This is a genomic window from Glutamicibacter sp. NPDC088483, from assembly GCF_044753145.1.
Taxonomy (GTDB): Bacteria; Actinomycetota; Actinomycetes; order Actinomycetales; family Micrococcaceae; genus Glutamicibacter.
The window spans coordinates 210,489-233,277 of sequence record NZ_JBIVMP010000007.1 but is presented as its reverse complement, the minus strand read 5'-3'; the positions used below and the strand labels follow the sequence as shown (position 1 = coordinate 233,277).

The 22,789-nt window shown below is 64.8% G+C and carries 21 protein-coding genes; 13 read left to right on the top strand and 8 right to left on the bottom strand.

The features are described from left to right. The first annotated feature begins 22 nt into the window (after positions 1-22). Positions 23-874: a helix-turn-helix transcriptional regulator gene (locus ACIP6G_RS15820; RefSeq protein ID WP_365943061.1), complete on the top strand. Its 852-nt coding sequence runs from the start codon at positions 23-25 to the stop codon at positions 872-874. Here the strand turns inward: ACIP6G_RS15820 and ACIP6G_RS15815 are convergent. Beyond that, a complete protein-coding gene (locus ACIP6G_RS15815; protein ID WP_365943060.1) occupies positions 871-1,302 on the bottom strand; it encodes an acyl-CoA thioesterase in 432 nt (143 codons plus the stop codon). The genes ACIP6G_RS15820 and ACIP6G_RS15815 overlap by 4 nt on opposite strands. 49 nt (positions 1,303-1,351) lie before the next feature. Further along, positions 1,352-2,479, bottom strand: a complete 1,128-nt coding sequence (locus tag ACIP6G_RS15810; protein ID WP_365943059.1) for a hypothetical protein — start codon at positions 2,477-2,479, stop codon at positions 1,352-1,354. Between the two features lie 179 nt (positions 2,480-2,658). Here ACIP6G_RS15810 and ACIP6G_RS15805 point away from each other — a divergent pair, with 179 nt between their 5' ends. Both ACIP6G_RS15805 and ACIP6G_RS15800 read left to right on the top strand, forming a co-directional pair. Next, positions 2,659-4,506: a calcineurin-like phosphoesterase family protein gene (locus ACIP6G_RS15805; RefSeq protein ID WP_365943058.1), complete on the top strand. Its 1,848-nt coding sequence runs from the start codon at positions 2,659-2,661 to the stop codon at positions 4,504-4,506. 150 nt (positions 4,507-4,656) lie between these two features. Continuing rightward, complete coding sequence (locus ACIP6G_RS15800; RefSeq protein WP_332595439.1) at positions 4,657-5,628, top strand: D-2-hydroxyacid dehydrogenase family protein; 972 nt, start codon at positions 4,657-4,659, stop codon at positions 5,626-5,628. Here the strand turns inward: ACIP6G_RS15800 and ACIP6G_RS15795 are convergent. Further along, positions 5,597-6,310 carry a phosphatase PAP2 family protein gene (locus ACIP6G_RS15795; RefSeq protein ID WP_365943057.1) on the bottom strand — a complete coding sequence of 238 codons (714 nt, stop codon included), beginning with the start codon at positions 6,308-6,310 and terminating at the stop codon, positions 5,597-5,599. The genes ACIP6G_RS15800 and ACIP6G_RS15795 overlap by 32 nt on opposite strands. A gap of 63 nt (positions 6,311-6,373) precedes the next feature. Between ACIP6G_RS15795 and ACIP6G_RS15790 the strand changes: the two genes are divergently transcribed. The 6 genes from ACIP6G_RS15790 to ACIP6G_RS15765 all read left to right on the top strand — a co-directional run bounded on the left by ACIP6G_RS15790 (position 6,374) and on the right by ACIP6G_RS15765 (position 13,665). After that, a complete protein-coding gene (locus ACIP6G_RS15790) occupies positions 6,374-6,832 on the top strand; it encodes a 23S rRNA (pseudouridine(1915)-N(3))-methyltransferase RlmH (RefSeq protein ID WP_365943056.1) in 459 nt (152 codons plus the stop codon). A gap of 63 nt (positions 6,833-6,895) precedes the next feature. Continuing rightward, complete coding sequence (locus tag ACIP6G_RS15785; protein ID WP_365943055.1) at positions 6,896-7,360, top strand: hypothetical protein; 465 nt, start codon at positions 6,896-6,898, stop codon at positions 7,358-7,360. A 4-nt stretch (positions 7,361-7,364) separates the two neighbouring features. Then, positions 7,365-7,826 (top strand): hypothetical protein, encoded by a 462-nt coding sequence (locus ACIP6G_RS15780; protein WP_365943054.1) that lies wholly within the window; start codon positions 7,365-7,367, stop codon positions 7,824-7,826. Beyond that, a complete protein-coding gene (locus ACIP6G_RS15775) occupies positions 7,810-8,112 on the top strand; it encodes a transcriptional regulator (protein WP_105658582.1) in 303 nt (100 codons plus the stop codon). The genes ACIP6G_RS15780 and ACIP6G_RS15775 overlap by 17 nt, the downstream gene beginning before the upstream one ends. Positions 8,113-8,151: 39 nt before the next feature. After that, positions 8,152-12,816 (top strand): ATP-dependent helicase, encoded by a 4,665-nt coding sequence (locus ACIP6G_RS15770; RefSeq protein WP_365943053.1) that lies wholly within the window; start codon positions 8,152-8,154, stop codon positions 12,814-12,816. A 24-nt stretch (positions 12,817-12,840) separates the two neighbouring features. Further along, positions 12,841-13,665: a DNA-formamidopyrimidine glycosylase family protein gene (locus tag ACIP6G_RS15765; RefSeq protein WP_365943052.1), complete on the top strand. Its 825-nt coding sequence runs from the start codon at positions 12,841-12,843 to the stop codon at positions 13,663-13,665. A 22-nt stretch (positions 13,666-13,687) separates the two neighbouring features. On the opposite strand, the gene ACIP6G_RS15760 is transcribed toward ACIP6G_RS15765, so the two are convergent. Further along, positions 13,688-14,524 (bottom strand): PhzF family phenazine biosynthesis protein, encoded by an 837-nt coding sequence (locus ACIP6G_RS15760; protein WP_332594857.1) that lies wholly within the window; start codon positions 14,522-14,524, stop codon positions 13,688-13,690. Positions 14,525-14,584: 60 nt separating this feature from the next. Between ACIP6G_RS15760 and ACIP6G_RS15755 the strand changes: the two genes are divergently transcribed. Then, on the top strand, positions 14,585-15,607 hold the full coding sequence (locus ACIP6G_RS15755) for a pseudouridine synthase (RefSeq protein ID WP_105658586.1): 1,023 nt from the start codon (positions 14,585-14,587) through the stop codon (positions 15,605-15,607). Positions 15,608-15,655: 48 nt separating this feature from the next. Continuing rightward, positions 15,656-16,579: a hypothetical protein gene (locus ACIP6G_RS15750; RefSeq protein ID WP_365943051.1), complete on the top strand. Its 924-nt coding sequence runs from the start codon at positions 15,656-15,658 to the stop codon at positions 16,577-16,579. A 26-nt stretch (positions 16,580-16,605) separates the two neighbouring features. Here the strand turns inward: ACIP6G_RS15750 and ACIP6G_RS15745 are convergent, their stop codons facing one another. Both ACIP6G_RS15745 and ACIP6G_RS15740 read right to left on the bottom strand, forming a co-directional pair. Continuing rightward, a complete protein-coding gene (locus ACIP6G_RS15745; RefSeq protein ID WP_332594860.1) occupies positions 16,606-17,382 on the bottom strand; it encodes an SDR family NAD(P)-dependent oxidoreductase in 777 nt (258 codons plus the stop codon). A gap of 138 nt (positions 17,383-17,520) precedes the next feature. Next, positions 17,521-18,969, bottom strand: coding sequence for an MDR family MFS transporter (locus ACIP6G_RS15740; protein ID WP_365943050.1), 1,449 nt, complete (start codon positions 18,967-18,969; stop codon positions 17,521-17,523). A gap of 210 nt (positions 18,970-19,179) precedes the next feature. Here ACIP6G_RS15740 and ACIP6G_RS15735 point away from each other — a divergent pair, with 210 nt between their 5' ends. Next, positions 19,180-19,719: an NUDIX hydrolase family protein gene (locus ACIP6G_RS15735; protein ID WP_105658590.1), complete on the top strand. Its 540-nt coding sequence runs from the start codon at positions 19,180-19,182 to the stop codon at positions 19,717-19,719. On the opposite strand, the gene ACIP6G_RS15730 is transcribed toward ACIP6G_RS15735, so the two are convergent. Then, on the bottom strand, positions 19,716-20,813 hold the full coding sequence (locus ACIP6G_RS15730; protein ID WP_365943049.1) for an FUSC family protein: 1,098 nt from the start codon (positions 20,811-20,813) through the stop codon (positions 19,716-19,718). The genes ACIP6G_RS15735 and ACIP6G_RS15730 overlap by 4 nt on opposite strands. Positions 20,814-20,946: 133 nt before the next feature. On the opposite strand from ACIP6G_RS15730, the gene tgt reads away from it, so the two are divergent. After that, entirely contained in the window at positions 20,947-22,245 is a 1,299-nt protein-coding gene (gene tgt / locus ACIP6G_RS15725) for a tRNA guanosine(34) transglycosylase Tgt (protein WP_105658591.1), read from the top strand. Positions 22,246-22,323: 78 nt separating this feature from the next. Here tgt and ACIP6G_RS15720 read toward each other — a convergent pair whose 3' ends face one another. Beyond that, positions 22,324-22,779 carry a GNAT family N-acetyltransferase gene (locus tag ACIP6G_RS15720; RefSeq protein ID WP_332594861.1) on the bottom strand — a complete coding sequence of 152 codons (456 nt, stop codon included), beginning with the start codon at positions 22,777-22,779 and terminating at the stop codon, positions 22,324-22,326. Between the last annotated feature and the right edge of the window lie 10 nt (positions 22,780-22,789).

Sequence of the window (22,789 nt, the reverse complement as noted above, 5' to 3'; positions counted from 1 at the left end):
CGCGGATGAAAGGAATGCAGGGATGAATTCCAATACCGAGCTCGGCGAATTCCTCAAGGCACGGCGGGCCCTGGTCAGCCCGGCAGGCGATGGCGGTCCCCGGCGACGCGTGCCTGGCCTGCGCCGCGAAGAGGTTGCGGTCCTGGCCGGCGTGAGCACCGACTACTACACCCGGCTGGAACAGGGCCGGCACAAGCGCCCTTCCGAATCCGTGCTCGGCGCGTTGGCCAAGGCCCTGGAACTGGATGAGACGGCGGCCGGGCATTTGTTCAATCTGGCCCGGTCGGTCTCCGGTTCCGGGCGCAACAACCCGTCGAACAGCATCCAGCGGGTACGCCCGTCATTGCATCAGCTGCTGGATTCCTTCACCGGGCATCCGGCCTTCATCCGTGGGCGGCGTACCGAGGTGCTGGGCATGAATGCGCTGGCCGCCAGCCTGCTCACCGACTTCCTCGCCAAGCCGGTGCGCCACCGCAGCCTGATCCGCTGGGCCTTCCTGGATCCCGAAGCCAGGCAGCGCTACGCCGACTGGGAGCAGATCGCCGCCTCGATGGTCGGCACCTTGCGCCTGGATGCCGGGCGCCATCCGCACGATCCGCTGCTCGCGCAGCTGGTCGGAGAGCTGTCCATGAACAGCGAAGAATTCCGCACCTGGTGGGCCGATCACCGGGTGGTCGAGCGGCGGGACGGGATCAAGCGGTTCAACCATCCCCAGGTGGGCTATCTGGAGGTCAACTACGAGGCCTTGGACGTGACCGGGGCACCAGACCAGACCCTGTTCATCTACACCACCGACCCGGGCTCGGACTCCGAAGCGAAGCTGCGCGATCTGGCCGCGCTGCTCAACGGCCAGGGACCGGCACCCGAAGCCTAGCTGCGTGCTGGGATCTGCGATTTGCCGAGCCAGCTGCGCTCCAGCTCGTTGAGCGGGCGCGATGAGACGCCATCGGCTGCCAGCGGCACCATGACCGTGGTCGAGTCGAATACCGGCTGCCCGTCCTGGTAGCCGATGCCCCGCACGGTGAAGGACTTGTTGCCCAGCCGGCTGATGCCCATGCGGATGAGCATCTCGGGCTGGTAGTACAGCGGGCGCAGGTAGTCGATCTGGATCGATGCCACCACGGTGCCGAATTCGAAACGGCCTGTTGTCCCGTCCTCGCGCGTCCAGCGGATGCGGGCTTCTTCCATCAGGGTCACGATGCGCGCATTGTTCACATGTCCCAGGGCATCCTGGTCCGACCAGCGCAGCTGCAAGATGACTTCGGTAGCCGCGGCCAGTTCATCGTTTGTCGTTTCACTCATGGAACCCATTGCACCAGAAACCCGGGCTGGCTACTGCGCCCGTGACGGCTCATGAACTTGGGCCATCGCCGGAAGGCACCCACCGTGCATCCTCGTTGTTGGCGTCAAGACAGATCCATTCCTGTGCAGGCCCGTAGCACCGCAGCTCATCGGTGAACCAGAACGTCTGGTCCGGGTCCCACCCGGCAATCACGCTGGCGTATTTATCATCGATGTCGAGGCATTGCCCGGCGAGCGCCAGATAGGCGCCGATACCCAGATGCACCCCGTCGTAATCGCGCGCCACGGCCAGCCAGTCGGGGATCTTCCATGCGCCGTCGCGCCCGGTGGACAGGTACCAGTCGTGGCGCTTGTGCGCGGTGACCTCGATGCCGTGCTCGCGGCAGAGCCGGATCCAGTCCTCGGCCGTGGCGATCTCCAGCACCTTGGCTGCGGGAGGCACGCTCGTGAACCTGACGCTGGCTTGCTCCCATCCGAAACCGTCCTCCACGCAGCTCAGGCCCACTGGCTCCCGGTCTGGGAACACACCGGTAGTGGAGGGCAGGCGGCTGCTGGGCTTGGACCACCATTCCCCGCTGAAGCTGCCCAGCGGGGTGCTACTCATTTCGGCGGCATCGCGGGCTTCGGTCGCCAGGATGCCGGCCCTCCACTCCTGCAGTAGGCCCAGGGCATTGCTGCCGGGAGCCTGCGTCCTGCCCTGCGGGTCATGCTGGTCGAATTCGACCTGGAATTGGTTGCGCAGATCCACGGGATCCAGCCACACGGCCGCGAGCCCGCTGTCCGCCAGGTGCCGGGCCACGCGCTCAAGCGGCGCGGCCAGTTCCGGCAACGCCAGCAGGGTGTCTTCCCCATCCGGTTCCTGCCAATAGCGGGCACTGTCGACCGAGCGGACCAGCGCTTGCTGCAGCAGCGCTGCGGTGGCCGGAACCAAAGTGGTGCCGTCCAGGCGCCGGGCGATCTGCTGGACACTGGTTTCGGGCATGCTGGATTCATCCGCGCCAAACAGGCCAACGCTTTCGCCGCGTTCTACCGCTACGTGATACGCGGCGTAGAACATCGCCGCATGCAGCGGATGCTCCCCGAACGCCGGTAGCAGCTTCTCTTCGCTGGCAGTGGTGAACTCCCACAGCATCCTGCGCCCGCGCGCGCCTGCCATGAGCGCCTGCACTAGTTCCATCCGCGCCACTTCATTTCACTGGTTCGAAAACAGTAAATCCCGCCAAGACAGTCGATAACTATTTACGGGATCGATTATTAGACATTACCTGAGCAGGGGTTGCAATTCACCTGCCATTGGCACCGTGGAAGACGGCCGGCCAAGGGGCCGGCAGATTGTCCCCACCCGGAGGAACGTTCGTGAAAATCTTCGCTCGACCCGGCAAAACCAATCATCTCACCCCACTGCATCTCACCGCCGGAAGCCTAGTTGCCATTGCAGCTTCCACCGCCTTCATCGGCGCCACCCCGGAACTCGAGGCAGTGCCTGCCGCCAAGTCCGCCGCGGACTGGAGCTCCTCGGCCTACCGCGGGTCAGTCGAGGTGATCCCGGCAGGAACTGGCCGCAGCGGCACCGCGCAAGAGACGCTCGACGGAGTGGTCTTCGAGGATCGCAACAAGAACTCCACGCAGGATGCCAACGAGCCTGGCCTACCGAACGTCACGGTTTCCAACGGCCGCGACATCGTGGCCACCGATGGGCAGGGACGCTACGAACTTCCGGCATACAACAACATGACCGCGTTCGTCACCCAGCCCCGGGGCTTCCAGGTTCCGGTCGACGACGACAACGTCGCCCAATTCTTCTACACCCACCTGCCTGAAGGCTCCCCGGACCTGAAGTACGACGGCATCGCCCCGACCGGGCCGCTGCCTGAGGCAGTCAACTTCCCGCTGGTGGCCAGCAGCGCCACGCAATCGCCCGAGCAGAGCTGCGTCATCGGTGCCGATGTGCAGACCTATACCCAGCAGGAAGTCGAGTACGCCAGGGAAGGCGCTTTCGCCGATCTGGCGGCCCGCACCGACTACACCGGCTGCGGCGCCTTGTTCATCGGCGACCTCGTGGGAGATGACTTGACTTTCTTCCATCAGACCCGCGAACTGTCCTCCATGCTCAACGGTCCGGCCCGGTTCCTGCCGGGCAACCACGACATCGACTACGACTCGCTGGACGGGCAGCACGAGTACGATTCCTTCCGCGCCCAGTTCGGTCCGGAGTACTACTCCTACGACACGGGCAAGACTCACGTCATCGCCCTGAGCACCATCGATTACCCGACTGCGGTTCCGGCCAAGAAGAGCGACTACACCTACGATCTGGGCAAGCGCCAGCTGCAGTGGCTGCGCGCCGACCTGGCCGAGGTACCCAAGAACAAGGCCATCGTCCTGGCCGGGCACAGCCCCCTGCTGGAGTTCTTCTACAGCGACGAGCATTCCACCAAGCAGGTCCGGGAGATCTACGAGCTGCTGGAAGGACGCGAGGTCGCTTCCCTGGGCGGGCACACCCACATGTCAGAGAACCTGCGCGCCGGGGACCTGATGGATGGCTGGCGCGACGAGGTCGGCGAGGCAGGCCTGCCCTTCACGCACCTGACTGTCCCGGCCATTTCCGGGCAGTGGTATGACGGACGGGTTACCGAGAATGGCTACCCGACTTCCATCCAGCGCGACGGGACCCCTCCGGGAGTGCTCACCTTGGACATCAAGAACACCAGTATCACCGAGCGCTTCACCGTGACCGGCGGGGATGCCAGCAAGCAGATGTCCCTGGGCTTGAACACCCCGGCGTACCGGCAGTGGTACGAGGAGAATCTGGAAAAGGAGCGCGGCACGGTTCCGGCCCTGGATGACCCGTTGGCGGTGAGCCGGCAGGGACTGGCCGAGGACACCTGGCTGACCACGAACTTCTGGATGGGCAGCACCGGCTCCGCTGTCGAGGTCTCCATCGACGGCCAGGACCCGGTTGCGGCCGAGCGGACGCAGAAAATGGCCGGCGAACGCCCGCTGTCAGGCGCCGAGTACTCGGATCCGGCGGCCATCGCCGAGCAATTCGTCCATGGCGGCGGATTCGCCGAGAAGACCAGCCACTTGTGGCGCTTGGAACTGCCAGATGATCTCTCCGTGGGGGCGCACACCGCCACGGTGACTGCCACCGACGTGCATGGGCGTTCTTTCACCGAGGAATTGGATTTCACGGTCATCGGGTAGCGTCATCCTTCGTGCGTGCATGAAAAACTCCCCAAAAGTTGTTGTGACTTTTTCAGTCCAACTTTTGGGGAGCAGTTCAATGAGCAGGCACCAGCTTTTTGTTACGCCCGCAGTGGGACAGCATCGGCTGCAGGTGCCTAGGATGAATCCATGCGCATTGCAATCCTGGATGATTACCACAACGTGGCCCGCTCGCTGGCCGATTTCGACGGCCTCGCCGTCGCCTTGGACGCCGAAGTCACTGTCTTCACCGAGCACCTGGGCCACGAGGACAGCACCGTCGTCCAGGCGCTGCAGCCCTTCGACGCCATCGTCGCCATGCGCGAACGCACGCCTTTCCCGGCCGCCCGGCTCAATGCCCTGCCCAACCTGAAGCTGCTGGTCACCACCGGCCGCCGCAACGGATCCATCGACCTGCAGGCTGCCAAGAACCAGGGCATCGTGGTCAGCCACACCGGCTACGTGGCTACCGATGCCGCCGAGCACACCTGGGCGCTGATCCTCAGCGCCGCGCGCCGACTGGACGTGGAGCTGTTTTCCGCGGACCGCCCGCTGGCGGCTGGCTCGGGCTGGCAGACCACTTTCGGACTGGGCCTGTCCGGCAAGACCCTGGGCGTCTACGGCCTGGGAAATCTGGGAGCGAAGGTTGCGAAGGTCGGCTTGGCCTTCGGCATGCGGGTCATCGCCTACAGCCAGAATCTCACCAAGGCCCGCGCCACCGAAGTGGGCGTGGAGCTGGTCTCCGAAGCCGAGCTGTTTTCCACCAGCGACATCGTGACCGTGCACCTGAAGCTCTCGGAGCGCAGCACCGGGGTCATCGGACCCAAGCAGCTGGCGTGGATGCGTCCCGATTCCATCCTGGTCAACACCTCGCGCAGCAGGATCGTGCAGACCGACGCGCTCATCGACGCACTGGACAGCCGGCAGCTGCACCTGGCCGCCGTGGATGTCTTCGACGTGGAACCGCTGCCGGCCAAGGACCGGCTGGCCGCTACCCGGGGCGTGATTGCCACCCCGCATATCGGCTATGTGACTATCGAGCAGTTCGAGATGTTCTACCGCGACGCGGTGGAAGACATCCGCGCGTGGGCTAGCGGCGCACCGATCCGGGTGCTGGCCTAGGGACCTGCGGCCGCGGCACAAAGTAGTAGTGCAGGATCGCCACGACGGCAGCCCATGCGGCCCCGATCAGCATCCCCACCAGCACGTCAGAGACCCAGTGGTGCCCGATGTAGATTCGCGAAGCTCCCATCGCCAGGACGAATAGCGCCGCGACGATGGAGATCAGGTACGCGTAGCGGCGCAGCCCGTAGATGATCGCCAGGTAGCTGGCGATGCCGATCAGCGCGGCCGAGTTCAGCGTGTGCCCGCTGGGGAACGAAAAGGTCTGCGGCGGCGCCGGGCCTCCGGGAACGCCTTGGGGACGCGGCACCTGGAGGCTTGTCTTGAGAATAACGGTCAGCAGGACCGAGACCAGTGCAGTGAACGCGATGGCCGCCAACGGCCACGCGCTGCGGGTTTTCCAGCACAGCAATGAGGTGATCACCAGCATGATCATGGTCATCCCCGGTGTGGATCCCCAGAAGTACAAGAAGTCGGAGACCGCAAACAGGAACGGCGACTGGTGCTCCAGTGCCCATTGGTAGGCTGGGGCATCCAGATCCCTGGCCCATCCGCCCGCGTGCAGGGAGACCAGCACCCTGCGGGTGAAGTAGAACATGGCGACAACCAGCCCGAAAATGATCCACAGCACCTGTGCGCCGCGGGAACGTTGGCCTTGCCGGAAATACCATGAGGATCGCATGGCTTCCATCGTATCGGGGCGGGCGCGAAGCGCTGAACTCGATCGATGCGGAACAATAGAAGCATGACGATCAAGGTGCTGGCAGTTGGCAAGAAACACGAATCCTGGGTGGACGAGGGAATTTCCCGCTACGAGAAGCGGATGAAGAAGCCCTTCAATCTCACCTGGCAGCTGCTGAACCATTCCTCGCGCGAGAACGACGCGGCCCGCACCGAGGAGTCTGCCCGCATCCTGGCGAAAATCGATGACCGCGACTTCGTGGTTCTGCTCGATGAACGCGGCAAGAACGTGGACTCCCCCGCGTTGGCCAATACTTTGCGCACCCCGATTGATGCTTCGCGCAACGTTGTCATCATCATCGGCGGCGCGTACGGCGTGGACGCATCCGTGCATGCGCGGGCCAATTTCACCTGGTCGCTTTCGAAGCTGGTCTTCCCGCACCAGCTGGTGCGCTTGATCCTCACCGAGCAGCTGTACCGCGCGCAGGACATCCTGGCAGGCGGGAAGTACCATCACGTTTAAGCCATTCCCTTGACTTTCCAACTTGGAAAGACAAGACTTTCCATAACGGAAAGTGGGGAAATCATGGCTGAGGGGCAAGAACGAATCGACAAGCTGACCGCCGCGGAGCGCCTGGCCTCCGCGGACCAGGCCTCGAACAAGATGATCGCTGCCGGCACTTCTTCCCGGGCCACCCTCTTCGTGTACGTGGTGCTCGGGAGCACCGCGATGAGTCTTGAACATGTCCTTTCGCCAAAGATGGCTCTGGCGTTATTCGCGGTGGCTGTCGTTGCAGCCCTCGTGCACTACGTGATTATGCGCAGCCGCGCCACGATGCGCCCTTTGCTCAGCAGCTCGGCAACCTACGGCTGGTACGCGTTCCTGGCGTCAATGATCGTGATGTGCCTGCGCTTTTGGGTCGCCGAGGACCCTTGGAGCATCGGTGCGAAACTAGTCGTCTCCTGCACCGCCTTATGGCATTTGCTTTCCGCCGCGCAAACGGCATGGGACAAGGACCGTGTGCAAGATGCCCAGGAAATGGCGGTCTAGCCAGGTGAACAATTCGCAGATCCCCTCGGAGCGCGAAGCCGCTTCCCAACTCGCCACGGCCGAAGAAGCCGCGAGCGGCACCGTCAGCGCCACCGAAGCCCCCGGGGCATTCATGATTGCCCTGGGCATCGTCACGTCGGCAATCTTTTCGCTCTACGGAGTCATCGACATCGCCCTTTGGTACTGGTCGCCGGTGCTCTTTGTGCCATTGATCGCCTGGTACGCCTACTGGTCGCGCCAGCGGCCCAAGTCCCGTTCTGCATTGCGGCACTCGGGCAAATACATCGCTGTCATGCTGTTCATGATGCTCGCCCTGCAATTGTGCACCTTCTGGATTCCCCAGACTTGGCTGTTCGCGATACCCAAATTCCTCGCATTGGCCGCTGCCTTCACCGGTTCCCTGTGGATCATGCGCCGCGAAACCATCAAATCCCGCATCAAGGATGGAAATGAACAAGCCATCTAGCAATGCGCAATTCGACGAGCTGATCCATGCACCCATCCGGCTGCGCATTTGCGCCAGCCTCGCCCCGGTGCAGTGGGCAGAATTCGCGCACCTTCGCGGCATCCTCGATGTCGCCGACTCCGTCTTGAGCAAGCACCTCAAGCAGCTCGCCGATGCCGGGTATATCGGCATCGAGCGGTTCACCAAGCTGGGGCGCAGCCATATGCGCGTTTCGCTGACCAAATCCGGACGCCGGGCCTATGTCAGCCATGTGGCGGCCCTGCGGGAGATCACGGCGGGCGGATAATGGCCGATCTTGTCGTTCGCAGACCGTAGTATCGATTCCATGAGCGATGTCCTGTCCCGGTTCGGCGCAGCCACCCGCAAGTGGTTCACCGACGTCTTCTCCGCGCCCACCGTTGCCCAGAGTGGCGCCTGGGAATCCATCTCGGACGGGAAGCACACCCTGGTCATCGCGCCTACCGGCTCGGGCAAGACCCTGGCCGCGTTCCTCTGGGCGCTGGACCGGCTGCACCATGCGGAACTTGACGCTCCAGCATTGCCGGGGATGGACTCCGATGCCGATCATCCAACGGGCAATGGCACCAAGGTGCTCTACATTTCTCCGCTGAAGGCCCTCGGGGTCGACGTGGAGCGCAACCTGCGTTCTCCGCTCGCTGGCATCCGCGCCACCGCGCACGAAATGGGCTTGTCCCAGCCGTCGGTGTCGGTGGGAGTGCGCTCGGGAGACACCCCGGCCAATGACCGGCGCAAGCTGCTCAAGGACCCGCCCGAAATCCTGATCACCACGCCCGAGTCGCTGTACCTGATGCTCACCAGCCAGGCACGCAAGACCCTTGCCGAGGTGCACACCGTAATCATCGATGAGGTCCACGCGATTGCCAATACCAAGCGCGGAACCCATTTGGCCCTGTCACTGGAACGGCTCGACGCGCTGCTGCCCGCCCCGGCCCAGCGCATCGGGCTCTCTGCCACCGTCGAGCCGCCCGAAGAAGTGGCCCGCTTCCTGGCCGGATCCGCCCCGGTGAACATCGTGCGCCCGCCGTCCACCAAGAAATGGGAGTTGGCGGTGCGCGTCCCGGTGGAAGACATGACCGACCTGCCTTCCGCGGCCGGAGCGCATGCTCTGGGTCCGGGTTCCTCCCCCGCGGCATCGGCGAGCATTTGGCCGCATGTGGAGAACCAGCTGGTGGATCTGGTGCTGGACAACCATTCGACCATCATCTTCGCCAACTCCCGCCGGCTGGCCGAGCGGCTGACCGGACGGCTGAACGAAATCTACGCCGAACGCGAGGGATTCAGCGCCGAGGATGCTTCCACCTCCACCCCTGCCGCGATGATGGCCCAGGCCGGTTCCACCGCTGCCGCGCACCCGGAAGCTCCGTTACTGGCCCGTGCCCACCACGGCTCGGTGTCCAAGGATTCGCGCGCCCAGATCGAGGAAGACCTGAAGCTGGGCAAGCTGCGCGCCGTGGTGGCCACCAGCTCCCTGGAACTCGGCATCGACATGGGACTGGTGGATCTGGTGATCCAGGTCGAATCCCCGAACTCGGTCTCCTCGGGGCTGCAGCGCGTGGGCCGTGCCGGGCACCAGGTCGGCTCGGTCTCCCGGGGCGCTTTCTTCCCCAAGCACCGGGCGGACCTGCTCTCCACCGCCCTGGTGGTCACCCGCATGCGCCAAGGAGCCATCGAGAAGATGGTGATCCCCGCCAACCCGCTGGATGTGCTGGCGCAGCAGACCCTGGCCGCGGTGGCCATGGACGACTTGGACGTAGAGCAATGGTTCGACACCGTGCGCCGCGCCGCCCCCTACCAGCAGCTGCCGCGCAGCGCCTATCTGGCCACCTTGGACATGCTCTCGGGCAAGTACCCTTCGGATGAATTCGCCACGCTCAAGCCGCGGCTGATCTGGGACCGGGATGCCGGTACCCTCACCGCCCGGCCCGGGGCGCAGCGCCTGGCCGTGATTTCCGGCGGCACCATCCCGGACCGCGGGCTGTTCGGCGTTTTCCTGGCCGGATCCGAGGATGACAAGGCGCCCAAGCGCGTGGGCGAGCTGGACGAGGAAATGGTCTACGAATCGCGCGTGGGAGACATTTTCGCCCTCGGGGCGACCAGCTGGCGCATCGAGGACATCACCCACGACCGGGTGCTGGTCACCCCGGCCTTCGGCCAGCCCGGAAAGCTGCCCTTCTGGCACGGCGACGGGCTGGGACGCCCGGTGGAACTCGGGGCGGCGCTGGGCGAATTCACCACGAAGCTGCTGGCCAGCGAACGCACCGAAGCGGCCGAAGTGCTGCACGGCAGCGGGCTGGATCCGTTCGCCGCGAACAATCTGCTCAACTACCTGGACGAGCAGCGCCGGGCCACCGGCCAGGTGCCCAACCACCAGAATTTCGTGATCGAGCGCTTCCACGACGAGCTGGGCGACTGGCGGGTCATCCTGCACTCCCCGTTCGGCTTGGCCGTGCACGCCCCGTGGGCGCTGGCCGTCGGCGCGCGGGTCCGCGAACGCTGGGGGCTGGACGCCTCGGCGATGGCCGCCGACGACGGGATCGTGCTGCGCATCCCCGCCATGGACGATGAGCCGCCCGGGGCGGATCTCTTCGCCTTCGAAGCCGACGAGATCATCGAGGTGGTCACCTCGCAGGTGGCCAATTCCGCGTTGTTCGCCTCCCGCTTCCGCGAATGCGCCGCCCGCGCGCTGCTGCTGCCGCGGATCAACCCGACCAAGCGCACCCCGCTGTGGCAGCAGCGCCAGCGTGCCAGCCAGCTGCTGGATGTGGCACGCAACTACCCGGATTTCCCGATCATCCTGGAAACCGTGCGCGAATGCCTGAATGATGTCTACGATCTGCCGGCACTGTCCAGGATCCTGTCCAGCATCTCCTCGCGGGCCATCCGCCTGGTGGAAGTGACCACCGAGCTGCCTTCGCCCTTCGCCCAATCCCTGCTTTTCGGCTACGTGGCGCAGTTCCTCTACGAATCCGACGCGCCGCTGGCCGAACGCCGCGCCGCCGCCCTGAGCCTGGATCCGGTGCTGCTGGGCGAATTGCTCGGGCGCAACGACGTGCGCGAGGTGCTGGACCCGCAGGTCATCTCGGCCTTGCAGGAGCAGCTGCAGCATCTGGCAGCCAACCGCCGGTTGGCGGGCATGGAAGGCGCTGCGGACCTGCTGCGGCTGCTGGGTCCGCTGGATGCCGGGCAGCTGGCCGCCAGGCTGCGCGATCCGGCCGATGACGAAGCGGCGCTGGATCCTGCCAGCGCCCGGGCCCACGCCGAGGCCTTGGTCTCCACGCGCCGGGCTTTCACCTTGCGCCGCTCCGGCCAGCTGGTGTACGCGGCCATCGAGGATGCCGGCAAGCTGCGCGATGCGCTGGGCACCCCGCTGCCCACCGGCATCCCGGCGGCCTTCCTGGAGCCTGCCACCGCTCCGATCCAGGACCTGGTCTCGCGCTTCGCCCGCACCCACGCCCCGTTCACCCTCGGGGAGCTGGCCGCGCAGCTGGGACTGGGCGTCGCGGTGCTGCGCCCGGTCCTCGACCAGCTGGTGGCCGCCGGCCGCTTGTCGCTGGGGGCCTTCCGCCCGCTGGAGCTCGTCCCCGAAGGCGTGGCCGGCGACGAATACTGCGACGTGTCGGTGCTGCGCACCATCCGCACCCGATCCCTGGCGGCGCTGCGTGCCGAGGTGGAGCCGGTGGACCAGGACACCTACGGTCGCTTCCTGCCGGCCTGGCAGCAGATCGGTTCTTCGCTGCAGGGAGCCGACGGCGCCTATGAAATCGTTGCCCAGCTCGCGGGCGCCGAGGTCCCCGCCTCCGCTTTGGAGTCCTTCATGCTCCCGGCCCGGCTGAGGGGCTACCAGAATTCCTGGCTGGATGAGCTGTGCAGCTCCGGGGATATCCTGATCTGCGGTGCCGGAGCCGCCGGCGGCAAGGACGGCTGGCTGTCGCTGCACACCGCCGAGCATGCAGCGCTGAGCCTTCCCCAGCCCGATGCCAGCGCGCTGCAAGCCCTGGACCTGCGCGTGCTCCAGGCCTTCGAGTCCACCGGCGCCTACTTCGCCGAGGAGCTGGCCGGACGCATCCACCGCAGCGATGAGCCGGCGGCCAGCAGCCACGAGGTCGCCGAATCCTGCTGGAGGCTGTTCTGGGCCGGGTACATTTCACCGGATACCATGGCGCCGATCCGCGGCTACCTGGCCGGCGGAAGCACCGCGCACAAAATCGCCAAGCCCGCCCCGCGGGCCCGCGCCGCACGATTGAACCGACTCTCCGGGCTGAACCGGCTGGCCCGGGAACAAGCCGGCGGGCCGGCGCGCGGCTCGCGCGGCGCGGCCCGCTGGTCGCTGCTGCCCGCACCGGTAGCGGACCCCACGATCAGCGCCCACGCCACCGCGGAAATCATGCTGGAACGCTACGGGGTGCTCACCCGCGGCTCGGTGGCCGCCGAGTCGGTGCCCGGCGGCTTCGGCCAGCTCTACCGGGTGCTCTCGAAGCTGGAAGAAGCTGGCCATGCCCGGCGCGGCTACTTCGTCGAGAAGCTCGGCGCCGCCCAGTTCTCCACCTCCACCACCATTGACCGGCTGCGCGGATTCCAGCTGGCCGATGACCCGCGCCGACAGCCGGTGGCCACGGTGCTGGCTTCCACCGACCCGGCGAACCCCTATGGCGCGGCGCTGGCTTGGCCTGCGACCGAAACCGGGCACCGCCCCGGGCGCAAGGCCGGCGCAATCGTCGGGCTGCTCGACGGGGCCCTGAGCCTCTATCTGGAGCGCGGCGGGCGCACGGTGCTGACCTTCGGGCAGCTGCCCGAGCCGTCCTGGCGCATCCTCGCCACGGCGATGGTCGCCGCGCTGCGCACCGCCCAGGTCGACAAGATCGCCATCGCCACGGTCGACGGGCAGCCGGTGCAGGACCATCCGGTCGGCGCCGCCCTGCTGGGCGCCGGTTTCTATGCGACGCCCCAAGGCATCCGCTTCCGCCGCTGACCCGCTATCGAAGGAGCGTTGCCCATGCCCGAAGGCGATACCGTCTACCGCGCCACCGCCCGCCTGCACCAGGCGCTGGCCGGCGAAATCCTGCTGGCCTCCGATTTCCGCGTCCCGGCCCTGGCCACCGTGGACGTCGCCGGGTACACGGTGCGCGAGGTCGTCCCCCGGGGCAAGCACCTGCTGATGCGCCTGCAGCCGCCGGCTACTGCGAACCCGGCCTTCGCCCAGCCTGCGCTGACCTTGCATTCGCATCTGCTCATGGAAGGGCGCTGGGATCTCTATGGGCCAGGCGAACGCTGGAAGCGCCCGGCGCATACCGCCCGGGTGGTGCTGGAAACAGCAAACGCCAAGGCCGTGGGCTTCGAGATCGCCCAGGTGAAACTGCTGCCAACCGAACAGGAGTCCGAGGTGGTCGGCCATCTGGGACCCGACCTGCTCGGGCCGGACTGGGATGCGCAACGGGCGCTGGACAACCTGCGCGCCGATCCGCAGCTGGGCATCGGGCAAGCGCTGCTGGACCAGCGGATCATGGCCGGGGTGGGAAATGTCTACCGCAGCGAGATCCTGTTCCTGCGGCGCGTGCATCCGCTCACCGCGGTGGGCGAGGTGGCCGGCCTGCCGGCATTAATCGAACTGGCTCACCGCTTGCTGGTGGTGAACAAGGACCGGTCGCGGCGGGTGACTACCGGGCAGCCGCGCACCCGCGACCCGCTGTGGGTCTACGGCCGGGCGTCGAAGCCCTGCCTGCGCTGCGGAACCCGCATCGGGCTGCTGCGCATTCCCTCGGCTTCCACCGGTGCTGAACGGGACTGCTACCTGTGCCCTTCCTGCCAGCCAGCGGCCTAGGCGGCGGGGCGCGGCTGCAAGCCTAGAGGTCGACTTCGCCCTGCACGCAGCTGTTCACGTCGCCTCCCACCCAGACCACGCCGTCCTCCACGCGCAGATGCACCCGGCCCTGGTACCCGATCGCGGTGCCTTGGGCGGCGATGTAGCGTTCGGGAGCCAACCCGGAATCGGCCAGCCACCGGGCCAGGCCCGCATTGAGGCTGCCGGTGGCCGGGTCTTCCCACACTGGGTCCCCGCCGACGAAAGCACGCACTTCGAACTGCGTGCCGGCCCCTGGTTCCTGCGGACCTGCAACCCCGATGGCCAGCGTGCCCAGGGCGTTGGGATCCGGGTCCAAGGCCAGTACCTGCTGCGCACTGGAGAGCCTCACCCCGATCCATTCCGGGCCGTTGACCAGCCATGAGGCATCCTGGATCTGCTCCCGGGGAATCGCCAGTACCTCGGCGATGCGCTGCACCAGCAATTCGGCAACCGGTTCGTAGCGGGTCAGCGGCGGTGCAGCGAACCATAGCCGTTGCGGCTCAACGCGCACCTCCACCAGCCCGGCGGCGCATTCCTGGATGACCCGTCCCTTCTTCTTGGGAACCCCGCCGGCCTTCAGCCAGGCAAAGGCCGAGCCCAGCGTCGGGTGGCCGGCGAAGGGGAATTCCTGGGTGGCAGAGAAGATCCGCACCCGGTAGTCGGCGGCCGGATCCTCCGGTTGCATCAGGAACGTGGTCTCGGCCAGGTTGGTCCACTTGGCAAATCCTTGCATCTGCCCGCTGGCCAGGCCTTCTGCATCGTGGACCACAGCCAAGGGGTTGCCCAGATATGCAGTGGGAGAAAAGACGTCGACTTCGCTGTATTTACGCATGGCCATCGAACCAACCTAGCAGACCGCGGCCTGCGCGGTCCTGGCAAAGATGGGAGAATAGCCCCTATGGCTATGGAATCCCCGCTTCCCGTGCGCAACGGCGTCAATGCAACTCGTCTTCGCCTCCCGCGGACCGGTTCGTGGGCAACTGTCGCAGATTATTTGCTTGAGCGCTTCGGCCATGTGGATCCAGAGGGCATCCTGCGCCGCTTCGATGATCAGCAGATCGTTGGCTTGGGCGGCACTCCGCTCACCCGCCAGACGCCCCTGGGCGAGCACGAATTCATTTGGTACTACCGTTCCCTGCCGGTAGAAACTCCCATTCCCTTTGAAGCCAGGATCCTGCACCAAGACGAGCATCTGCTGGTCGTGGACAAGCCGCATTTCCTCCCCACCACACCCGGCGGACGCTTCATCCAGGAATCCGCGCTGGTACGCCTGCGCAACCAGACCGGCATCGATGATTTGGTGCCGATGCACCGGCTGGACCGGGCCACCGCCGGGGTCATTCTTTTCGCGGTGAATCCGGCGACCCGCGGCGATTACCAGATGCTCTTCGAACGCCGCGAGATCGCCAAGCGCTACAAGGCGGTGGTCGCCCTGCAGCCGGGCGAAGGCCTGGAAACTGGACGGGTGCTGCATCCAAATGGGGAGCATTCGCAGGTCAAACCGGAATCCGAGCTGCGTGGCCTGCTGCAGCGGATGCCGCTGCTCTTCGAGAACCGGATGGCCAAGGTCAAGGGCCAGCTGCGTTCCATTGTGGAAGAAGGGGAGCCGAACGCCCAGACCCTGGTCAAGCTCGAGGCGATCGGGACGAGCACCGGTTTCCATGCCGGGCTGGAGGTCGCCTTGATGGATCTGGAACCGCGATCGGGCAAGACCCATCAGCTGCGAGTGCACCTGGCTTCCTTGGGCCTGGGCATCATTAATGACGCGTTCTATCCGCGGCTGTGGGATCTGGCCCCGGATGACTACCGGCGCCCGCTGCAATTGCTGGCGCACACCATTTCCTTCACCGATCCGCTGACCGGCCACGCGCGCAGCTTCAGCTCGCAACAGCGGCTACTGGAAGCGCCGTCGGTCCCATAACCCCTTCTCACGGGGGAAGAATTGCCCTAGGCTGGTGCCTATTATCCCGTGACCCGTAAGGATGAAGGCAAGATGGCCGAACACCAGCGGACCCCGCAACTCGATTCCCTGGTGGAGTCGGCCCAGTCTGCCATTGCTTCGGCGGCAGAACGGTCCTCCTTCGTGTTGCCCTACGCGGCGCCGGATCATCGCCCCAACCCTGCAGTGGAACCTTTCGACACGGTCCGCGGCTACCTCTTGGGCGCTTCGGGCTTATTGCTGCTGCTGACCTCGTTGGCGTTGCCCTCCGGCTTGCATGGACGCGCGCCGTCCAGCCTGCTGGATACCAGCCTGGTGCATTCGGTGTTGTGGCCGGCAACTGCCATCGCGCTGGTCCTGAGCGCCGCGTTTTCGCTGCGCCGCGATCAGCTTTCGGCGCGACGCCAGCGAATCATTTCCGTTTATTCGATCCCGGCCACAGCGATGATGGCCTGCGCCATCACCCTGGCCTCCGGGTTCTTGGCCATCAGCGCTGCCATCCTGGCAACCATCGCTTCGCTGCTGTCCCTGTACGGCGTGCTCCAGCTGAACAGGAATACTGCGCGAAACCGCTTGGAGCGCTGGGCAACGGATGCCCCGGTAAGCTTCTTTGCCGGTTCCAGCTTGGTCTATGCCCTGCAGCTCTGGTTTGCCGCCGCCGGATGGAATGACGGTGGGCAGGGACTTCCTGCTGTGGTGGTGGCGGCCGGAATTTCAGTGGTTGCCGCCGCCTTCGCCCACTCGGAGCGCGGCCGCCACGCCTTTGCCAGCGGCTTCGGAATCTGCATGATCGCCGCTGCCATCCAGGGCTGGCTCAATGGGTCCGCACCGCTGTGGGTCTGCGCGGTCTGGATCTTCATGGCCTTGCTGGTCTTCCTGATGGCCGAGAACCGCCGGTTCCAGATCAGCCATGCCGAGCACCGTGCGCAGCGCGGCAAGCCCATAGAGTTCTAGGGCTGGCCGCACCCCGCCACGGTTGCCTAGCGTGGCGCCATGCGGATGGCCCCATCAAGGCGAATGGTTTCGCCGTTGAGCATCGGGTTGGCCACGATGTGCTCCACCAATGCCGCGTATTCTTCCGGACGTCCAAGACGCGAAGGATGCGGCACCTGGGCTCCGAGCGAGTCCTGGGCAGCCTGCGGCAGGCCGGCCATCATCGGCGTGTGGAAAATGCCCGGTGCGATGGTCATGACGCGGATCTGGTGGTTCGCCAGCTCGCGAGCCAGCGGAAGGGTCATAGCCGCTACTGCTCCCTTGGAGGCCGCATAGGCCGGCTGCCCGATCTGGCCGTCAAAGGCCGCCACCGACGCGGTGTTGATGATGACCCCGCGTTCGGTGGTTCCCTGCTCATCGCTCAGCGCTTCGCTATGCGCCATGGCTTCTGCGGCCAGGCGGATCACGTTGAAGGTGCCGTTGACATTGATGTCCAGCACCTTGGCGAAGCGCTCCAGCGGCAGCACTCCCTCGCGGCCCAGCACCTTGCCTGGTGTTGCCACACCGGCGCAATTGACCAGCACCCGCAGGGTGCCAAGTTCCTTGGCACGTTCGATGCCGGCAGCCACCTGCTGCGCGTCAGTGACATCAGCTGGCACGAAGCGGACATTCGCGCCGATCTCGGCGGCGATTTCATCGCCATCCTCACGCGGCAGGTCGAGTACCACCACATGCCTGGCCCCGGTGGCCAGCTTCTGCGCCGTGGCGCGTCCCAATCCCGATAGGCCGCCGGTGACCAGAGCGACTGAATCCTGCAACTGCATGTTTACCCCTTTGTAGACAGTGGTCTTGTGATCTACATTACTGGCCAGTTGCGTGGAGGCGAAGAATCTTGCCCGCGGGCATGGAAAAACCGCTGGACCCCGCGATGGGATCCAGCGGCTCTTGCACTGTCCTGCAGCCTAGTGGCTCGGAACCGTCGCAGGCTCGGCTTCGACTCCAGCCGATTTCTTCTTGCCGCCAAGCAGGAAGCCGATCACCACGATGCCGACGCTGCAGCCGGCACCGATCAGGAAGCCAGGCTGGAAACCTTCGACCGAAGCGGTCAACGGATCGCTGCCAGCCGCGATCTTCGCGGCGGTGGATGAGGCGACAACGCCAACCAGCAGGGCGGTGCCCATGGCGCCCGCCAACTGCTGCAAGGTCGAGAGCAGGGCCGAACCGTGCGAGTGCAGGCTGTGCGGCAGCGGGTTCAGCGCAGTGGTGAAGGCCGGGGTGAAGATGAAGGCCAGGCCCAAGCTCATCACCAGGTGCATGACAACCAGCAGCCAGATCGGAGTGTCCACATCCAGGACCACCGCGTAGCCCAGCAGCGAAACCAGCAGCACCAGGGCGCCGGGAACGATCAGCGGACGGGCGCCGACCTTGTCGTAGAGCTTTCCGACCAATGGCGCCAGGACACCCATCAGCAGACCGCCCGGGAGCATGATCAAACCGGTGGTCAGGGTTTCAATGCCCAACACGTTGGTGAAGAACATCGGCAGCAGGATGATCACGCCGAACAGCGAAATCATCGAGAACATCATCAGCACCAGCGAAAGGGTGAAAGCCCTGTAGTTCAGCGGACGCAGATCCAGCAGCGCCTTGTCTTCCTTCTGCAGGTTCAGCTGCAGGAAAACGAAAGCGAGCAGGCACAGAATCGCGCCAACAAGGATGCCCAGGTTCAGCGGGGTGACGCCAACCGACAAGCCGCTGAGGCCGTAGACCAGGCCGCCGAAACCCGGGATGGCCAGAATCAGCGAAGGAATGGACAGCGGCGTCGAGGCGCCGTCAACGTCCTTGGACAGTCGAGGGGTGCCGATCAGCAGAGCCGCTACCGCGATCGGGATGATCACGATGAACATGAATCGCCACGACAGGTACTGCAAGATCAGTCCGGATACCGTCGGGCCGATGGCCGGGGCTACGGAGATCACGATGGAGACATTGCCCATCAGCACGCCGCGGCGCTCAGCCGGGACCAGATGCAAGATGGTGGTCATCAGCAGCGGCATCATGATGGCGGTGCCGCTGGCCTGGATCACGCGGGCCACCAGCAGGACGCTCAGGCCCGGCGCGAGGGCAGCCAGCAGGGTGCCCAGAGTGAACAGGCCCATGGCCAAGACGAAGACATTGCGGATGCTCATCCGCTGAAGCAGGAAGCCGGTCATTGGAATGACCACGGCCATAGTCAGCATGAAGATGGTTGACAGCCACTGAATCGCGTCAGCGGTGACATTGAATTCATCCATCAGAACAGGCAGGGCCACGTTCATGATGGTCTCGTTCAGGATGACCACGAAGCTGGAAACAATCAGCACCGCAATCGTGGTGAAGTTCTGTTTGCTCAGTCGTTCTGGAGCGTTCGTCACGGCAGGAATCTGCTTCCACGAGGATTCGGAAAAAGGAAACGCTATCTGACGCTTGCGGCTGCTTCGCCGGGCAAGGAGGTTCAAATAGCTCTATCGATTTTATCGCTTGGGATTGCGGTGCACTAGGGGTGCAGGAAACCTTATAGGTGAGTTCGGCAACACAGATCCAGCTTCACGGAATGTCGAGGGTTTGTGTACGAAGATAGAACCATGAACGTGCGCACTCCTGACCCATACCCTGGATGGCTCTCCGAAGAAGACCTCTACGAGGCACGGCAGCGCCTGCCCATGCTCTACGTCGAGGCCATTCCCGTGCGCCTGGACCCGCTGGGCTACGTCAACGAGGTGGGCCTGCTGCTCACCGGCGATGATGACGGGCGCATGCTGCGCACCTTCGTTTCGGGGCGAGTGATGTACCGCGAGACCATACGCGCCGCGTTGATCCGCCACATCGAAAAGGACCTGGGCACCATGGTGCTTCCGCAGCTTCCTGCTTCACCGGTGCCCTTCACCGTTGCAGAATACTTCCCGGCGCCGAGCGAAACCGGTCTGACCGATGATCGGCAGCATGCCGTATCCATGTGCTACATCGTGCCGGTTCGCGGCGAGACCAGCCCTCGCTCCGATGCGTTGGAGCTGACCTGGCTTTCGCCCAGCGAAGCGCTCAGCTCGGACATCCAGGGCGAGTTCGCTGGCGGTCGAGAAAATATTCTCCGTCAGGCATTAGCCCATGTCGGAGTGAATATCTAGCCCTGCTGCCCGCTATTTGGAATGATTCCCTGCCGGCGCTTGATGATTGATCCAACCCAGCTTCCCAAGAGCACCCCGAGCATGCCCACGGTGCAGCCGATCAGGGTCTCGACCACGCGGTCGTACATCACCGAGCCGCTCAGGCCCGTCACCAGCGAGACGCCCACGAGCGCCATCGGGGTAATGAAGACCTGCGCCAGGAAATAGTTGCGCATGACCAGCAGCTCGGCCATGAATTGGCATATGGCGATGAAGGCGAGCAGGATCCAGACCTGCGGGTTCAGGAAGATCAAGACCGCCATCAGGACCATGCCTGCCAGGGTGCCGAGCATTCGGTGCACGCCGCGCCGGATGCGCAAGGTCGTGGTGTGCCCGACCAGGGGAACCACCGCGGCCACCATCGCCCAGTAGTTGTGCCCGGCTTCCAGGCTGCTGCCCACGGTATTGGCCAAGGCGCCGGCCACGCCGGCTGTCAGGATGTAGAACAGCCCTTCCCACCAGATGGCCTTGCGGACGTTATCCGATAGTGGCGGCAGCGGGGTGCGCTTCCACAAGCTGGTCCACTGCCCGAGTGCACCGGCCGCACCGATGGCTACCGACAACAAGATCGTCAGGGCCGACACGAGCAGGGCTTCGCCGATTGGCGCGGGGACGGGGATCGAGGCAATTGCCGCGAATGCGAAGATGTGGAACAGCGAACCGCCGGGCCGCAGCCGCATGAAACCCACCAGCACCGAGCAGGCACCGGCCACGAGAGTCGTCGCGCCAACTACTTGCCACTGCTTGATTCCAGGGTCCGAATGGTCGATCCACCAGTGCGAAGCGGCCAGCGCCAGAGCGATTACCGCGAAGAACAAGGCCCCGGAACGCACCTGCATCCGCAACCGGTTCCAGTAGCCGTCCACGCGCCCATACACGCCGGTAAAGGCGCCGAACACGGCAAAGACCACAAGGTCCAGCCGGTCAATCGCGAAGAGCGTGATCAGAGGCGCAAAAACACCGATGCCGGTGCGCAGGCCGATCCAATGGTCCTTGCGGGCAGGCCCCAGCGTAATGAGCGCCTTGGCGGATTTCTTCAAATTCTCCAGACCCACATCTTCCTTCCGTCGCGTTGGACACAACACGTACGCTCCATTATTCGCGCTTTGCCTTGTGAAGCGTTAGGTTTTGGCGCACATTGCCCCTGTCGTTTTCCTCACCGCGCGGTTAATACGGCACACTTGGTACGTGTCCGAAAAGAACTTTGACCCCAGTGCCCCGCATGCCCGCCAGGATGAATTCGGCTTTGAAGTCGGAACCCGGCTGACCGCTCCGGACGGTTCCCCGATGTTGGGACGTACCGGCGTTATCCGTACCCCGCACGGCGACGTCAAGACGCCCGCGTTCATTGCGGTAGGCACCAAAGCTACCGTCAAGGCAGTCACCCCGGTGCAGGTTCAGGAGCTTGGCGCGCAGGCTGTGCTGTCAAACGCCTACCACCTGTATCTTCAGCCGGGCGCGGATATCCTCGATGAAGCTGGCGGACTAGGCAAGTTCATGGGCTGGCAGGGGCCGACCTTCACCGACTCCGGCGGATTCCAGGTCATGAGCCTGGGCTCGGGCTTCAAGAAGGTCATCGACATGAAGTCCGTAGACCAGTCTGGTCCGGACGACGCCGTGGCCCCGGGCAAGGAACGCCTGGCCAATGTGGACGAGGACGGCGTCTGGTTCAAGTCCCATCTCGACGGCACCAAGCACCGCTTCTCCCCTGAGATCTCCATGGGCGTGCAGCACCGGATCGGCGCGGACATCATGTTCGCCTTCGACGAGCTGACCACCTTGCAGAATTCCCGCGGCTACCAGGTCGAGTCCCTGGAGCGCACCCGGCGCTGGGCCGAGCGCTGCATTGCCGAGCACTTTGCATTGACCGATTCCCGCGAAGGCAAGGAGTACCAAGCCTTGTTCGGCGTCATCCAGGGCGCCCAGTACGAGGACCTGCGCCGCAAGGCCTGCCAGGACCTGGGGGCCATGGCCTTCGATGGCTTCGGCATCGGCGGCGCCTTGGAGAAGGAAAATCTGGGAACCATCGTCGGCTGGTGCGCCGAAGAGCTTCCAGAGAACAAGCCGCGCCACCTGCTGGGCATTTCCGAGCCGGATGACGTCTTCACCGCGATTGAGAATGGTGCCGATACTTTCGACTGCGTCTCGCCCACTCGCGTTGCGCGCAACTCGGCGTTCTATACCCCCTGGGGCCGTTTCAATCTTTCCGGCGCACGCTACAAGCGGGATTTCACTCCGCTGGTGGAAGGCTGCGAGTGCTATGCCTGCAAGAACTTCACCCGTGCGTACATTCACCACCTGTACAAGGCCAAGGAACTGCTCAGCCACACGTTGATTTCCATCCACAACGAGCAGTTCACTGTTTCGCTGGTTGAATCCGCGCGCCAGGCGATCGAGGACGGAACCTTCTTCGAGCTCAAGGACAAGGTGCTCTCCAGCTACTACGCTGGCGAACCGGATCCGCAGGGCCAGCCGGCCGCCCTGTAGCCAAGGGCCGCAAAGCAGTCGAGGCATCGATTCTCCACGCACTGGGCAGTGCAAGGAGAATCGATGCCTCGGGCTTTTCTAGGCCGAAACGCCCTGCCCTGCGCGGGTCATCGGCAAATGCATGATCCCGTCGTCGTCATAGTCTTCTCCGGAGCGGAGGAAACCGAACTTTCCGTACCAGCCCTCCAGCTGGGTCTGGGCGCTGAGCTGGATCTCCGCCTCCGGAGCGCAAAGCGCCACGGCACGCTGCATGAGTTCCCCGGCCAGGCCCCGGCCTCGGGCTTCTGCGGCCGTTGCAACCCGCCCAATGCGCGGAGTGCCGCTTGCGCTGTCCATGATTCGCACAGTACACAGCACTTTCCCGTTCTCGGTGGCCACCAGATGCACAGTGCCGGCATCCAGATCGCGGCCATCGATGTCCGGGTAGCACGATCGCTGCTCGACGATGAATACCTCGGCACGCAGTTTCAGTATTGAGTAGAGCAATTCTGCGGAAAGCCCATCGGGCTCGTGGATGGAAATCAAATCGTTCATCCTCCAAGAC